This window comes from Mesorhizobium sp. C120A, from assembly GCF_030323105.1.
In the GTDB taxonomy this organism is placed as follows: Bacteria; Pseudomonadota; Alphaproteobacteria; order Rhizobiales; family Rhizobiaceae; genus Mesorhizobium.
The window spans coordinates 2,977,897-2,993,018 of sequence record NZ_CP100476.1; the positions used below are offsets into that span (position 1 = coordinate 2,977,897).

At 67.0% G+C, this 15,122-nt stretch carries 14 protein-coding genes; 1 reads left to right on the plus strand and 13 read right to left on the minus strand.

Annotation, left to right across the window (positions count from 1 at the left end; translation table 11 throughout):
• Positions 1–56 precede the first annotated feature (56 nt).
• The 8 genes from NL532_RS14400 to NL532_RS14435 all read right to left on the minus strand — a co-directional run bounded on the left by NL532_RS14400 (position 57) and on the right by NL532_RS14435 (position 6,868).
• Positions 57–329, minus strand: coding sequence for a hypothetical protein (locus NL532_RS14400; RefSeq protein WP_155922523.1), 273 nt, complete (start codon positions 327–329; stop codon positions 57–59).
• A 250-nt stretch (positions 330–579) separates the two neighbouring features.
• Entirely contained in the window at positions 580–1,590 is a 1,011-nt protein-coding gene (gene cobT / locus NL532_RS14405; protein WP_023830152.1) for a nicotinate-nucleotide--dimethylbenzimidazole phosphoribosyltransferase, read from the minus strand.
• Between the two features lie 24 nt (positions 1,591–1,614).
• Positions 1,615–2,382 (minus strand): adenosylcobinamide-GDP ribazoletransferase, encoded by a 768-nt coding sequence (gene cobS / locus NL532_RS14410; RefSeq protein WP_031203590.1) that lies wholly within the window; start codon positions 2,380–2,382, stop codon positions 1,615–1,617.
• Positions 2,379–3,692 carry a cobyrinic acid a,c-diamide synthase CobB gene (locus tag NL532_RS14415; protein WP_023827326.1) on the minus strand — a complete coding sequence of 438 codons (1,314 nt, stop codon included), beginning with the start codon at positions 3,690–3,692 and terminating at the stop codon, positions 2,379–2,381. The genes cobS and NL532_RS14415 overlap by 4 nt, the downstream gene beginning before the upstream one ends.
• Entirely contained in the window at positions 3,689–4,471 is a 783-nt protein-coding gene (gene cobA, locus NL532_RS14420; protein WP_196813900.1) for a uroporphyrinogen-III C-methyltransferase, read from the minus strand. The genes NL532_RS14415 and cobA overlap by 4 nt, the downstream gene beginning before the upstream one ends.
• 26 nt (positions 4,472–4,497) lie before the next feature.
• The gene (gene cobM, locus NL532_RS14425) at positions 4,498–5,262 is read right to left on the minus strand and encodes a precorrin-4 C(11)-methyltransferase (RefSeq protein WP_023830154.1); all 765 of its coding nucleotides are present in this window, start codon (positions 5,260–5,262) and stop codon (positions 4,498–4,500) included.
• Positions 5,259–5,645 carry a cobalamin biosynthesis protein gene (locus tag NL532_RS14430; RefSeq protein ID WP_023753485.1) on the minus strand — a complete coding sequence of 129 codons (387 nt, stop codon included), beginning with the start codon at positions 5,643–5,645 and terminating at the stop codon, positions 5,259–5,261. The genes cobM and NL532_RS14430 overlap by 4 nt, the downstream gene beginning before the upstream one ends.
• Entirely contained in the window at positions 5,642–6,868 is a 1,227-nt protein-coding gene (locus NL532_RS14435; protein ID WP_023830155.1) for a bifunctional cobalt-precorrin-7 (C(5))-methyltransferase/cobalt-precorrin-6B (C(15))-methyltransferase, read from the minus strand. Before NL532_RS14435 ends, NL532_RS14430 begins: the two co-directional genes overlap by 4 nt.
• 208 nt (positions 6,869–7,076) lie before the next feature.
• On the opposite strand from NL532_RS14435, the gene NL532_RS14440 reads away from it, so the two are divergent.
• Entirely contained in the window at positions 7,077–7,835 is a 759-nt protein-coding gene (locus NL532_RS14440; RefSeq protein WP_032900231.1) for a cobalt-precorrin-6A reductase, read from the plus strand.
• On the opposite strand, the gene NL532_RS14445 is transcribed toward NL532_RS14440, so the two are convergent.
• Genes NL532_RS14445 through cobN form a run of 5 tightly spaced genes read right to left on the minus strand, consistent with a single transcriptional unit; the run spans position 7,799 to position 15,105 of the window.
• Positions 7,799–8,563, minus strand: a complete 765-nt coding sequence (locus NL532_RS14445) for a precorrin-3B C(17)-methyltransferase (protein WP_023830157.1) — start codon at positions 8,561–8,563, stop codon at positions 7,799–7,801. The two genes, NL532_RS14440 and NL532_RS14445, sit on opposite strands and share 37 nt — an antisense overlap.
• Complete coding sequence (locus tag NL532_RS14450; protein WP_031203592.1) at positions 8,560–9,333, minus strand: precorrin-2 C(20)-methyltransferase; 774 nt, start codon at positions 9,331–9,333, stop codon at positions 8,560–8,562. Before NL532_RS14450 ends, NL532_RS14445 begins: the two co-directional genes overlap by 4 nt.
• Positions 9,330–9,962 carry a precorrin-8X methylmutase gene (locus NL532_RS14455; protein ID WP_023818000.1) on the minus strand — a complete coding sequence of 211 codons (633 nt, stop codon included), beginning with the start codon at positions 9,960–9,962 and terminating at the stop codon, positions 9,330–9,332. The genes NL532_RS14450 and NL532_RS14455 overlap by 4 nt, the downstream gene beginning before the upstream one ends.
• 2 nt (positions 9,963–9,964) lie before the next feature.
• Complete coding sequence (gene cobG, locus NL532_RS14460) at positions 9,965–11,428, minus strand: precorrin-3B synthase (protein WP_023830159.1); 1,464 nt, start codon at positions 11,426–11,428, stop codon at positions 9,965–9,967.
• Entirely contained in the window at positions 11,425–15,105 is a 3,681-nt protein-coding gene (gene cobN / locus NL532_RS14465; protein WP_286488134.1) for a cobaltochelatase subunit CobN, read from the minus strand. Before cobN ends, cobG begins: the two co-directional genes overlap by 4 nt.
• Positions 15,106–15,122: the final 17 nt, after the last annotated feature.

Genomic DNA, 15,122 nt, shown 5'->3' on the forward strand with positions numbered 1-15,122 from the left:
GGCGAAGGAGTGAAGGCCGCGCTGGATTAAGAAAAGCCCGGAAGCCGAAGCCGCCATCAATTAAAGCCAGTTTGAAACCACGGACTGGTGTCATACCCTAAGCGCGGATTATAATGATCCAGGAAGTTTTCGGCCCTATTTGACGGTCGCGCAACCACGGTGCCTGTCGATTTGCAATCCGGTTTCGCGGTCGGCTTGCTGCCAGCCTTCTTATGAGCTGTAGAACACGAGGTTGTAGCCTGAGCGGTGGCCACCTTTTTCTTCTCTTTCGCAACAGCTGCTCCGGTAGCGGCCAATACTATTGCTACGCCAAAGACAACGAGTTTCATTGAAAACGCCCTCACCCTGCACAATCCGTAATGATTGCGCCTGGTCACCGTTACGTCAATCACATTTTGTCGGCAACGGCGGCGAATAGTGCCAGTAAAAAGAGCCCACCACAGAAGCAGCGGGCCAACCCCCAGGTGGGGAATCTTTCAGCGGCCGTGCTGTTCGAGCCACCAGCCTGGAATGCCAGTGACCGGCCCGACGATGGTCAGTGAAGGTTCGGGCCGGCGCCCTCCCGTCAAATCGCTCTAGCTACTTCTCTGACACGCCAGCCTCGGCAAAACTCGCCATCCTCGCATGGCATTCCAGTGCCGAGCGGACGATGTTGACGGCGAGGCAGGCGCCGGAGCCTTCGCCGAGCCGCATGCCGAGGTCGAGCAGCGGCGGCAGGCCGAGCGCTTCGAGCAGGCGGCGGTGGCCGGATTCGGCCGAGACATGGGCGGCGATGGTGTGGGCGAGGCCTGAGGGGTGCAGTCGCGCCAGGGGCGCTGCCGCTGCCGTGCAGACGAAGCCGTCGAGCAGCACCGGGACGTTCTTGCGGCGGGCGGCGAGCGTGGCGCCGAAGATGGCGGCGAGTTCGCGGCCGCCAAGGGCGGCGGCGATCTTCAGCGGGTCGGACAGCGCGTCGGCATGGCGCTTAAGGCCGGATTCAATGGCGGTGACCTTGCGCTTCAGCCCGGCATCGTCGACGCCGGTGCCGCGCCCGGTCCATTTTTCAGCGCCGCCGCCGAACAGGGCGGTCGAGATGGCGGCCGCCGGCGTGGTGTTGCCGATGCCCATCTCGCCGAAACAGACGAGGTCGAGGTCGTTCGTCACCGCGTCATAGCCAGCCGAGACGGCGGCGAGGAAGTTTTTTTCGTCCATTGCCGGCACGTCAGTGAAGTCGCCTGTCGGATGATCGAGATCGAGCGGGATGACGTCGAGTTCCGCGCCGGCGATGCGGGCAAGCTGGTTGATGGCGGCGCCGCCGCCGGCAAAATTCGCCAACATCTGCACGGTCACTTCCGACGGGAAGGCCGACACGCCCTGCGCGGTGACGCCGTGATTGCCGGCGAACACGAAGACTTTGACGCGATCGAGTTTCGGCATGTCGCGGCCCTGCCAGCGTGCCAGCCAGGCGGCGAGGGTTTCCAGCCGGCCCAGGCTGCCTTGCGGCTTCGTCAGCGTGTCCTGGCGGCGGGCGACTGCATTGGCGGCGGTATCGCTGCCGGCAGGCAGATCGAAACAGGCGGCGCGCAGTTCATCGAATGATTTGAAGGGCATGGGGAAGGAATCTCCGGGGAAGAATCAGGACAGGGAAATGGAAGCGACGAGCAGGACAGTGATCTCGCCCAACTGCTGCAGGGCGCCGATCGTGTCACCGGTGTGGCCGCCAATCTGGTTGAGGCAGAGCGCGCGCAAGGCGCTGAACACGAGAGCGAGCAGGATCAGTGCGGCAAAGGCGCCGCCGAGCCCCAGAGTCAGAAGCGGGATGGCCCCGAGCACGGCGCCGAGAACAGCTGTCTGGGTCGAGACGGTCCCGGCGCCGGCAGACAGGCCGTCACTGCGCGCCGCCGGCGCCAGATGCATGAACGCGCCGAGCAGGCCGCGCGATGCGGCGTGTGCGGCGATCAGCGCGAAGAGCACGCTTGTCGGATTGGCCAGTTGCGACAGCGCGCTCCAGCGGATGAGCATCGACAGGCCAAGAGCTGCTGCGCCATAGGCGCCGATGCGGCTGTCGCGCATGATCTCCAGTTTTTTATCGCGCGTCTTGCCGCCGCCAAAGCCATCTGCGACATCCGACAGCCCATCCTCATGCAGGCAGCCCGTGGCGAGCAGGGTTGCTGCAAGCGCAAGGGCGGCCGCCGGACCGGCGGCGAGGCCGAGCTTAATCCCGATAGCGTAGACGACAGCGCCGACCAAAGCGACGGCGAGGCCGGCGACAGGCGCCGCCCAGATCGCATCGGCCAGGCTGCGGCCACGAAGGTCGAAGACCGGCAGCGGCAGGCGGGTGAAGAAGACGAGGCAAAGCGCGGCGTCGTCGAGCGCTTGCCGGGGCGAGGGCACGGAGGTCATGCGCCCCTCGCAATGGCGTGGAAGAAGGTGCCGCTCACATGGCCGCGGCGATAGCCGGAGGCGCCGAGTGGATTGCCCTGGCCGTCGGCGAGGTCGGCCAGCGGCTCATCATTGCCGGTGGCGATCATCTGCGCATAGTGGAATTCATGGCCACGGATCAGCGCGCCTTGCGGCCCCAGCGGACAGGCGGCGCGCAGGCGTGCCTCGCGGTAGCCGAGGTTCATCTTGCGCTTGGCAAAGCTGGTGGAATGGCCGAGCAGGCCAAGCATGGCGTGCGTCTCGCCGGCCGCGTCCTCCAGCGCTTCGCCCAGCACCATGAAGCCGCCGCACTCGCCATGGATGGGTTTGGTCTCGGCAAACCTTGCCATGCCAGCTCGGAAATTGGTCGCCGCCGCGAGGCGGCCGGCGTGAAGCTCGGGATAGCCGCCGGGCAGCCAGCAGACATCGCAATCCTGCGCCGGTGCTTCGTCGGCGAGCGGCGAGAACGGCACGATCTCGGCGCCGGCCTGACGCCAGTGGGCGGCGACGTGCGGATAGAGGAAGGTGAAAGCGGCATCTTCGGCGAGTGCGATGCGCTGGCCGGGCGGCTGCAAGGCATGTTCGAAACTGCCTGATGCCGGCGAAAACGGCGCGGCCAGCGCCATGATGGCGTCAAGGTCGAGGGATTTCTCGACCATGTCGGCGAGGCGGTCGAGATGCGTCATCAGGTCGGCATATTCGCCGGCCTGGACGAGGCCGAGATGGCGCTCCGGCAAATTGAGCGTGGGATCGCGCAGGATGGCGCCGACGACCGGCAGGCCGAGCGTTTCGATCGCCTCGCTGCACAGCTTGCGGTGGCGCTCGCTGCCGAGACGGTTGAGCACGATTCCGGCCATGCGCACATCCGGGTCGTAGGTGGCAAAACCCTTCGCGACGGCGGCCGCCGTCGTCGACTGTCCCGAGACGTCGAGCACCAAAAGCACCGGCAGGTGGTAGAGCCGCGCCAGATCGGCGGCCGAGCCGGTGCGGCCTTGTCCGGCCGGGATGCCGTCGAACAGGCCCATGGCGCTTTCGAGGAAGATAAAATCGGCGTCCTCGGTGGCATTGCCGGCCAACGCGTTGAGCAGGTCAGGCGACATCGCCCAGCTGTCCAGGTTGACGCCGGACAGACCGGTGGCGGCGGTATGAAAACCCGGATCGATATAGTCGGGGCCGGACTTGGCGCCGCGCACCTTGATGCCGCGCCGGACGAGCGCGCGCAAAATGCCGATGGTGACGCTGGTCTTGCCGGAGCCGGAACGCGGCGCGCCGATGATGATGGCGCGGGTCATGCGTTACCCGCCAGCGCTGCGCGCATGGCGACGATGCCGCCGACGACAATGAGGGCCGGCGAGGCCAATTCCGCCGCGGCGGCCGCTTCGGAAATGGTGGCGAGTGTCGCGACGACGGTCCGCTCCTGCGGTGTCGTCGCCGAAACGATGACAGCCGCCGGCGTCGACGGCGCCAGCCCGCCTTCGAGCAGCGACGCGGCGATAACAGGCAGATTGGCCATGCCCATATAGATGACCACCGGCTGGCCGGTGCGGGCGATCGCGCCCCAGTCGAGATCGTCATCTGTGCCGGCGGCATGACCTGTCGCCAGGATGATCGCCTTGTTGATGCCGCGCATGGTTGCGGGAATGCCGGTGGCGGCCAGCGCGCTCAGCCCCGATGTCAGGCCGGGCATGACGCGGAAAGGGATTTTTTCGCGCGCCAGCGCCAGCGCCTCTTCGCCGCCGCGGCCGAAAATATAGGGATCGCCGCCCTTCAGCCGGACGACGCGGCGGCCCTCGCGTGCCAGCCGCACCAGCAAAGCGGTGATGTCGTCCTGCTTCATCGACGGCTTGCCGCCGCGCTTTCCCGCAAAGAACAGCTGGGCATTGTCCGCAACGGCGACAACGTCAGAGGAGACCAGCGCGTCATAGACCACAGCGTCGGCCTCGGCCAATGCCGCCAGCACTTCCAGCGTCAGGCAGCCGGGATCGCCGGGACCGGCGCCGGCCAGCCAGACATGGCCCGGCTCAAGCCGGCGCGGCTTGAAGTTCAGCCGTGCAAGCGCCTGTTCGAGCATCGGGTTTTCGCTTTTGGTCTTGCCGCTCACAAACCGTCCCGCCCGCGAAAACGCCGCTGGTAGTGGGCGTCGTACAATGAACTCTCGCCAAAACCTTCCGCTGCCAGCGAGCGGCCGACGAAGATGATCGCCGTGCGCTCCATGGGATCGGCGGCGAGCAGCGCCTCCATGGTCGCTAGCGTGCCGGTCAGCACGCGCTCGTCCGGCCATGAAGCGCGAAAGACGATCGCCACCGGGCAATCGCCGCCATAATGCGGCGACAATTCGGCGACGACGCGATCGATGGCGTGGATGGCGAGATGAATGGCCAGTGTGGCGCCGGTGCGGCCGAAGCCGGCCAGCGTTTCGCCCGGCGGCATTTTCGAGGCGCGGCCGGAGACGCGGGTCAGCACCAGGCTTTGCGCCACCTCGGGAATGGTCAGTTCGCGGCGAAGGGCTGCGGCTGCGGCGGCGAAAGAGGGAACGCCCGGCGTCAGCGTGTAAGGAATGCCGTGTTTTTCCAGCCGGCGGATCTGCTCGGCCACGGCGCTCCACACCGAGAGGTCGCCGGAATGCAGGCGGGCGACATCGTGGCCGGCCTGGTGGGCTGTCACATATTCGACCTCGATTTCGTCGAGTGACATCGGCGCCGTATCGATCAGTTTGGTCCCCGGTGCGCAGTGTTGCAGCAATTCCGGCGCGACGATCGAGCCGGCATGCAGACAGACCGGGCAGCTTGCCAGCAGCTTGGCGCCGCGCAGTGTGATGAGGTCGGCGGCGCCGGGACCGGCGCCGATGAAATGCACGGTCATGGCGCGTCTCCGCTGATGGCGATGGCGCAGGTGACCGGGCCGAGCACGGTGCGTGGACCAAGCAGCTTCGCACCGGGGCCGGCAACGGCAAGGGCGGAGGCTTCTGAGACGGAGGGTGTGCCGGCGAGATCCTGCGAGAGATCGGATTTGCTGAGTGCCTCCGACGAGACGGCCTGAAGTGCTGCGTCATCAACGATGATGACGGGAAGGTTGAGCGTGCGGCCAGCGGCAGAGATCGCTTCTTCGTCTTTCTTGAGCGAGGCAGTCGCCAGTGCCGACAGCGCCGTCGTCGCCAGCCCGTGCGCTTCGAGCGCCGTTTCTATCGCCGCCAGCACGTCTTCGACGCTCACGCCCTTCCGGCTGCCGATGCCCGCCACCATCATGGCTTCACCCAGCTCCACTGGGTGACCGGCATGGCCGGGCGCCAGGCCTGCATCGAACCGACAGGAGAAGCGCGGGAAATGGTGATGCGGGTAAGGTCGCCGCCGCGCTTGATGTGCTCCGCGAGAAGCAGGCTTTCCATCTCCAGCGTGACGGCATTGGCAACCAGACGGCCGCCGGCGCGCAGCGTCTTGATGGCGGCGTTCAGTACGCCGGCGTCGCTGCCACCTCCGCCGATGAAGATCGCATCCGGCGTGTCCAGCCCGGCCAGTGCCTTGGGCGCCGACCCTTCCACCACGACAAGACCGGGCACGCCGCAATGCGCGGCGTTGCGGACGATGCGGGCGGCGCGGTCGCTGTTGGCCTCGATGGCGATGGCGCGCATCGAGGGATGGGCGAGCATCCATTCGATGCCGATGGAGCCGGAACCGGCGCCGATGTCCCACAGCAATTCGCCACGCCTCGGCGCCAGCGCCGCAAGCGTCATGGCGCGGATGTCGTGCTTGGTGATCTGGCCGTCGTGCTCGAACAGATGGTCGGCGCGGCCAACGGTCAGCGGCAGGATGCGGGCCTCTTGTGCTGATTCAAGCTCAAGCGCCAGCACGTTGAGTGGATTGATGTCTCTGAGATCGAAAGCGTCGGCACGTGCCGAGCGAAGCTTCTCGTTCGGTCCGCCCAGCGCTTCCAAAACCGTCAGCCGCGAAGCGCCGAAATCGAGTTCGACGAGCAGGCGCGCTATTGTCGCTGGTGCGTCGCCGTCTGATGTCAGCGCCAGGATGCGCGCCCTGGGCTGCAGCAGCGGCCGGATCAGGTCGAGCGGCCTTCCATGCAGCGAGATCGTCTCGATATCCTGCAGCGCCCAGCCGAGCCGGGCGGCAGCCAGCGAGATCGCCGATGGCGCGGGGATGACATGCATCTCTTCAGGCTTGACCTTGCGGGCAAGGGTGGCGCCGACGCCGTGAAAGAATGGATCACCGGAGGCGAGCACGCAGACGCGCCGGCCGGCCAGCTCCAGCACGTCAGCAATGCCGGCATCGAAGGGCACCGGCCATGGGCGCTGCTCACCCTTGATGAGCGAAGCCACCAGCGCCAGATGCCGCTTGCCGCCGAAGACGATTTCCGCCTCGGCGATCAGCCGCTTGGCCTCGTCGCCGAGACCCGCTAAACCGTCCTCGCCGATGCCGACGATTGCAAGCCATTTTGGCGTGGGCTGTTTTTTTGACATGTCGCGCCGCCCCTCATTCGCCTGAGGCGTTCGTCGTTCGAAAAGTCAAGCAATTGACTTTTCGTCTGCCAGCCAGACCACTCCTCACCTCCCCGTGTGGTGACGGGGAGAAGGGAGACGCTCCGGCGCTGACGCCTCCCTCTCCCCGTTCTTCACGGGGAGAGGGTAGGGGTGAGGGGCAGCGCCGACGCTGTTCAACATGGTGCTCATGAAGAAGATTCTGATCCTTGGCGGCACGACAGAAGCGCGCCAATTGGCCGAAAAACTGGTGGAAGATTTCCGTGTCACCCTGTCGCTGGCCGGCCGCACCGAAAGCCCGGTCGCGCAAGGCGTGCCGGTGCGCAGCGGCGGATTTGGCGGCGCCGACGGGCTGGCCGCCTATCTCAGGGAGGCGGGCATCGACCTGCTGATCGACGCCACACATCCCTATGCGGCGCAGATATCCGCCAATGCGGCGCAAGCCTCGCGCCTGACCGGTGTGCCGATCCTGGCGGTGCGCCGTCCCGGCTGGAAGCCTGTCGACGGCGACCGCTGGACGCAGGTCGATAGGACAGGCGATGCGGTGCACGCGCTTGGATCGACGCCGCGCCGCGCCTTCCTGGCGCTCGGCCGGCAAGAGGTCGCGGCTTTCGAGGCGGCGCCGCAGCATCACTACCTCATCCGCAGCGTCGATCCGGTCGAGCCGAAACTGGCGGTGCCGGATGCGGCCTACCTGCTGGCGCGTGGGCCGTTTCGCGAGGCGGATGAACGCGCTCTGCTCGAGGAGCACCGCATCGATGTCGTCGTATCCAAGAACAGCGGCGGCGAGGCCACCTACGGCAAGATCGCGGCGGCGCGGGCGCTCGGTATCGAGGTGGTGATGGTGCGCAGGCCCATCCTGCCGGAGGTGCCGTCGGCCGAAACTGTCGAAGCATTGGCCGCGATGATCGATCATGGTCTCGACCCCGTCGCGGAACGCGGTGTGTAGACCAGCGCCGGTTTGTCACCGCGCTTGATGATCCTTGTCTCCGGCGAGCCGATGATGATGCAGGTCGCCATGTCGGCCCTTTCCGCCTCGACATCGGCCAACAGAAAAACCTCGATGCGCTCGTCCGGGCGGCCGGCGGCGCGGCCGAAGATGACCGGCGTGGTGCCGGGCAGGATGGCGGCCAGGCATTCGAAGGCACGGCCGAGCTGCCAAGGGCGCGCCTTGCTGATCGGGTTATAGAGCGCGATGACGAAGCCGGCGCCGGCCGCCGCCAGGAGGCGCAGTTCGATCAAGTCCCACGGCTTCAGATTGTCGGACAGCGAGATGGCGCAGAAATCATGGCCGAGCGGCGCGCCGATGCGGGCGGCAACCGCCAGCATGGCGGTGACGCCGGGCACGACAGTGACATCAACGGTGCGCCATTCGGCCGGACCGGCCTCGATCGCCTCGCAGACGGCGGCCGCCATGGCGAACACGCCGGGATCGCCGCCGGAGACGACGGCGACGTCATGGCCGTCGGCCGCCTTTACCAGCGCGTCCCTGGAGCGGGCGAGTTCCTCGCGATTGTCCGAGGCGACGCGGGTTTGATCCGGGCGAAGATCAAGCCGGTCGAGATACGGCTTGTAGCCATAGAAGAACTTTGCCTCGGCGACGGCGCGGCTGGCTTGCGGCGTCACCTGGTCGGCATTGCCGGGCCCAAGGCCGATGACGGTGAGCCGGCCGCTCACGGCGTGCCTCCCATAAAGCCAGGCCGGCCGGACCAGCCGGCGACCAGCACGATGGCGAAATAGGGGGCCTTGTCGTCCGGCTTGTCGGCGAGCTTCAACGAAACGCTGCCGGCCATGGTGCCGCGCTCGACATAGACGGCGCGGGCGAGCTTGCCGGTGGCTTCCAGCGCCCGCCTGATCTTGGGCAGGTTGCGGCCGACCTTCATGATGACGGCGGCATCCGTGTCGGCGAGACGGCGTGTCAGCTCGAACTCGCTCATCGTGCCGGGCAAAACCGTCAGGACATCGTCGCCCTGGACGATCGGCACGCCGGTCTGCGACCAGCAGCCCGACATGGCGGTGACGCCGGGGATGACTTCGGTCGGGAAGCGATGGGCGAGGCGGACATGCAGGTGCATGTAGGAGCCGTAGAACAGCGGGTCGCCTTCGGAGAGCACGGCGACCATGCGGCCGGCTTCGAGGTGTTCGGCGACCTTCTCGGCCGACTCCTCGTAGAAATCGGTGATCTGCGAACGGTAGTCGTCGTGATCCTTGTCGATCTCGGTGGTGACGGGATAGAGAAGCGGCAGTTCCAGCATGTCCGGCCGGAAACGCGCCTCGACGATGGCGCGCGCGTTGCTGTTGTTGCCGCGCTTGGCGAAATAGGCAACGACATCGGCCTCGGCCAGGACGCGCGCGGCTTTCAGCGTCAAGAGTTCGGGATCGCCGGGACCGGTGCCGACGCCGACGAGGCGGCCTTTTGCCAGATCTTCTTTGACAGCTGCGTTCACAGGCCGGGCCTCGCCAGCGAATTGAGCGCGGCTGCAGTCATGGCGCTGCCGCCAAGCCTGCCGCGCACGATGGCGTAGGGCACGCCATAGGAATTCTGCACCAGCGCATCCTTGGATTCGGCGGCCCCGACGAAGCCGACCGGCATGCCGATGATCGCCGCCGGCTTCGGCGCGCCGTCGCGCAATTTTTCCAGGAGATAGAACAGTGCCGTCGGCGCATTGCCTATGGCGACCACCGAACCGGCCATACGCTCGCCCCACAGATCGATTGCCGCCGCCGAGCGGGTGTTGCCGATCTCCTTGGCAATGTCGTGCGTGCGCGGGTCGCGCAAGGTGCAGATCACCTCATTGCCAGCCGGCAGCCTGGCGCGGGTGACGCCATGCGAGACCATTTCGGCATCGCAGAAGATCGGCGCGCCGGCCGCCAAGGCGCTGCGGGCGGCGGCGACGAAATCGCTGGAGAAAACAAAATGACTTGATGCTTCGACCTGGCCGCAGGCATGGATCATGCGGATGGCAACGTCGGCCTCGGCCTCGGAAAAGCGGGACAAATCGGCCTCGGCGCGGATGATGGCAAAAGAGCGCTCATAGATGGCGTTGCCGTCATGGATGTAGTCGTAGGCGGCCATGCTTATTCCTGTCGGTAGCTTTCGGCGATTGCCGCCGGCCCGAGCCTTGTCAGGCAAGCGGCGGCGGTTTCGCCCTGAAATCGTGCGCTGCGGACCATCGCCGCGACGCGACTGACGCCACGTGCGGCGTCATAGCCCGGCCTGTAGCCCGCAGGAAGGGCCTTTGCCGTCGCGTTCACGACAAGTCCGGCTCCGTTTTCGCCGCCGACGATTGTTAGCGCGGCAGAGCCGGGGTGAGCGCAGCCCTTGGCGCAGCCGGAAATGTGCAGTGTGAAGTCGAGGATATCAGCGTTTTCGGCGGCGATTGTCTCGGCAATATCGCGCGTGGTGATGCGGCCGGATGCGCAGGCAGGAGTGCCGGGGCAGGCGGCGATGCGGGTGCGCGGGTCGGCGGCGGTGGTAACGAAGCCAAGGGCGGCGGCGGTGGCTCGCAGGGGGTGGTTTGCGGACGACGGTTGGCCGAGGAACAGCAAGGCGCGGCCGGGGGCGAGGCGGATTTCGGCGGTGCCGAGGGACAGGGCGCTTTGGGCGAGGGCGATGAGTTTTTCGGCCGGCATGCTGCCGAAGGGGAGGGCTATGCCGAGAGCGGTGGTGTCGTTGGATAAGGGGAAAAGACCGATAGGCCGGCGATCCTGCACACCCCCCTCTGTCCTGCCGGACATCTCCCCCGCTTGGGGGGAGATTGCGTCTTCGTGGGCGATTTCGCCAATTTTCAGCGTCGAAAGTGGAGAGCCGCCGGCGACCCTGCTGATCTCCCCCCTTGAGGGGGAGATGTCCGGCAGGACAGAGGGGGGTGCGAAGGAATGCCAGCTTGCGAGAGAGGCCAATTGCCTCTCCGACAAATCCCGAGAATGTGCGTCACGCCCCTTCTCGGCAACCATCCTCAGCACAGCAACCGCAATATCGCGCGCTGCATCCTCATCGGCCGTCGCAAGCGGCCTCGCGCTTTGGCCATCGCCGGCAACAGACAAAGCCCACAGAACGCTAGCGCTGAATCGCACCGCCTTCAGCCTGACATCGGCCGTCACCCCATCCATCGTCAACTGCCCGCCGCCATCGACAACCACCGAAACCTTCGGCCCGAGCCTTGGCGTCAGCCCAGCTTCCTCGACCGCAGCCCTGACCCGCTCAGCCAAAGATCGCGGATCGGCAATCTCCCGCGGATCGATGCCAGCCAGCGGCCCGGTCTCGACCGGCACGCCGGTACGCACTGCAATCCCCAGTGCATCGACCTCCGCCGCCAACAGCACCGCACTTTCCGCCGTCAGGCCGCGTATCTGCAGGCTGCCTCGTGCGGTCACTTCCATGATGCCGTTGCCGCGCTTCAAGGCGGATTCGCAGAGTCCGATCAGCGACTTGGGGGAAAGCCCTCCAGCAACCGGGTTGAGCCGCACCAGCAGGCCATCGCCGGTCTGCATCGGCGCCGAGAGAGCCGGACAGGCGCCGCGGCGCGAGAAGGCGTTCATGCCGCGACTCCGAGCGCCTCGGCCTCGGCGATCAACGCCGCGAGATCGTCGTCGATCGCGTTGCGCAAGGGATGCCACAGCCCGCGCCGGCGCGCCGACAGGAAGCGTTCGGCGATGACTTTGGCTGCGGCCGGGTTTTCGCGCAGGATGAAAGCGCGAACATTGGCGTCGCCGACATAGGCGTCATGCACAGCCTCGATCACCGCGCCTGAAATGGCGTGGGTGGTTTCGGCGAAACCGATGAGACGGTCGACGGTCTCGGCGAATTCCGAGGCGCCGCGTGGGCCGTGCCGCATCTGGCCGGCGATGAAACGCGCATTGACGGCTCGCGCCCGCACAACCCGCGACACAGCCTCGCCGACCGAGCGCGGCTGCGGCTTTTGCGGGTCGGTGGTGTCGAGCACGATGACGTCGGCATTTCGGCCCAATGCCGCAAGGGCGGCCGAAAAGCCGCCGATGAAGGCGACGTCGGCGGAGCCCTCGAGAATGTCGCGGCCGGGATCGTCGCCGGTGTGGACCAGCAGATCGGCCTCGGCGATGCGGGTCTCGAAAGCGCCGGGGGAGGCGATGCCTTCGCCCTCGGCGCCGCCATAGGCATGCGATGTCGCATCGAGATAGGCGCGGCCGATTTCTTCGCGCGCGGCCCAGTCGCCACTCGACAACAGGTCCTCGACGCCGGCGCCATAGGTGCCGGGCGAGGTGCCGAAGATGCGCGGGCCGATCTTGCCATCGGCACGGGTTCTGGCGGCGAGCGGGTTTTCCGAATCGTCCTCGTCGCGCGCGGCAACGGCGTTGGCAGCGGCGTCGATCAGCGCGATCTGGGTCGGGAACATGTCGCGGAACAGGCCCGAAATGCGCCAGGTGAGGTCGACGCGCGGGCGACCGAGCGTGGCCGGCGGCAGCACTTCGATGCCGGTGATGCGGCCGGTGGCACTGTCCCATTGCGGCCGGCAGCCCATCAGCGCCAGGCCTTGCGCGATCTCCTCGCCGCCAGTGCGCAGCGAGGCCGAGCCCCAGAGGTCGATGACCAGCGAGCGCGGCCAGTCGCCATGCGATTGCATGTAGCCGCGCACGACTTCTTCCGCTGCCGATCGGCCCAGATCATAGGCGGTCGGCGTCGGCATGGTGCGCGGATCGGAGGTGAAGAGATTGCGGCCGGTGGGCAGCACGTCGGAGCGGCCACGCGCAGGCGCCCCGGCCGGGCCGGCCTTGACGTGGCGGCCGTCGAGCGCCGCCAGCAGCGCGGCCTTCTCGGCTTCGGCGCTTTGCCGGCGCATGGCGTCGGGTTCGTCGTCTGGCGCGCGGCCGTAAATATGCAGGCCGTCCTTGATGGCGAAATCCTTGAGGTCGCAGAGCCAGGCGTCGATGCGGCGCAGCGCCTCGTCGGGCGCATCGGTTCCGGCGACGCCGGCTTCGGAGGCGAAGCCGGTCTTTTGCGCCGTGTCGACGATCAGCTTGGCCAGACGATCGCGGCGGCGGCGGTCGAGGCCGTCGGCCTGGGCATATTCGTCGACGAGGCGTTCGAGCTTGTGCTGCCCTTCGTCTAGGCCAGCAGCTGCCAGTGGTGGCGGCAGATGGCCAAGCGTGACGGCTGCTATGCGCCGCTTGGCTTGCGCCGCCTCGCCGGGATTGGAGACGATGAAGGGATAGATGACGGGCAGCGAGCCGGTGGCGATCTCGGGGAAGCAGTTTTGTGAGAGCGCAACCGTCTTGCCGGGCAGCCATTCCAGCGTGCCATGGGCGCCGACATGGATGAGAGCATGGATGCGGAGCGATTTGCGCAGCCACAGGCCGAAGGCCAGCAGATCGTGGCGCGGCGGCAGCGTCGGGTCGTGGTAATCGGCGCGCCGGTCGGCCGAGCGGCCACGGTCGGGGGCGAGAGCGACAGTGATGTTGCCGAAGGTGGCGGCGCGGAAGGGGAAGCCGCTCTTACCCTCCCCCTTGTGGGGAGGGTGGCCCGCAGGGCCGGGTGGGGGTGGTGCACCGCTACCCCCACCCCGTTTCGCGCCATCCGCTTCGCGAATGTCGCGAACCGACCCTCCCCACAAGGGGGAGCGTGAAGGAGCACCCCATGCCGCCTCGACTGCAGCCAGTGCCTCAGCCGGCAAATCCTTTGAGAAGTCCAGATACTCATCCAGCCCCAGCCCACCATCGCTCCGCTCCAACGCGTCCAGCAGCGCACGCGGCGTTTCTGGAATCCCGTCAACGCGATAGCCCTGCTCCTTCAGGTCATGCAGCATGGCCAGCACGCTGGACGGCACATCCAGGCCCACTGCATAGCCAGTGCGGCCGGGCGCGCTCGGATAGTCCGGAATGAGGATCGCCAACTTACGCGTCGCGCGGGGCGTCTGCTGCAACCGTGTGAACGCCGCTAGCCTGTCCGCCACTTGCGCCACGCGATCCGGTTCCGGCCGGTTGGCGAAGGCGCGGTGGCCGAGCGCCGGGTCGGTCTCGCTCTCGCCCTTGAAGGAAATCGCGCCGGCGAGGATGCGGCCGTCGAGTTCGGGCAGCACGACATGCATGGCGAGGTCGGCGGGCGCCAGGCCGCGCTGGTTGTTGTCCCAGACGTCGCGGCGGGTGGTGGCGACGATGACCTGGAAGACAGGCACGCCGGCGCGGTCGAAGAGCGTTTCGACGCCGGGTTCGGCGCCGGAAGCGAAGGCGGTCGCGGTGATGATGGCGGCGGGGTTGAGCGCGGCCAGAGCAGTTTCGACGAAGGCCAGGGAGGTCGGGTCTTTGAGGCTGGAGACGAAGATCGGGATCGGTCTCATGCCGCGCTGGCGGAGTGCATCAAAGAGGGCATCGATTGGCGCGACATCGGCGGCCAGCAGCATCGAGCGGTAGAAGAGGATGGGGATGATGGGAGGGTTGATGTTGTCTGCGCCGAGTTCCCGCCCACCCCCCTCTGTCCTGCCGGACATCTCCCCCGCAAGGGGGGAGATTGCGCTGTCATCGACGCTTTCGCCGATCGGGGATGTTGCAGAGGAATCTATTATCGGCTGGGCAGAAAAAGTGCCGAGGTCCGCGCCGGCTGATCTCCCCCCTTGCGGGGGAGATGTCCGGCAGGACAGAGGGGGGTGTGAAGGAACGCCGACATCGGCAAAATCCAACTTGCCTACGACGCCGCGGCCAGGCTCGTAGTAGCCAGCTTTCGGCACGCTGACCGGCTCAGCCGCCGCCGCATCCTGCCCAGCCAACCCCGCCAGCCGCTGCATCAGTGCTGCCATATTCTCCGGTCCGCCCTCGCGGAAATAGCCCAGCAGGCCGTCCAGATCCTCGCGCGGCAGCGTCGAGGCTTCGATCAGCCTGAGATCCTCGTCGTGGCTCTCGCCCGGCAGCAGCGCCAGCTTGATGCCGTTCGCACGGGCAGTCGCGGCAAGCTGGTCGCAGCCATAGCGCCACCAGTCGTAGCCGCCGAGGATGCGCACCAAAATCACCTTGGCGTGGCGGGCGACGCTGTCGATCCAGAGGTCCACGGACATGGGATGGCGCAGGTCGCGCAGCGCCGCCAGCCGCATCGACGGCAGGCGGGCGGCATCGGCCTTCCACGCCGCCGCGAGGCCGGCGAGGTCGCTGTCGGTGAAGGACAGCGCCACGATATCCGCCGGCGTCTGCCCGAGATCGACGGGCTCGGCGAGATCGTCGAGCGAGGCGGATGTGGTGGTGAGTATATGCATTTCGGCTCGTGGTTTGG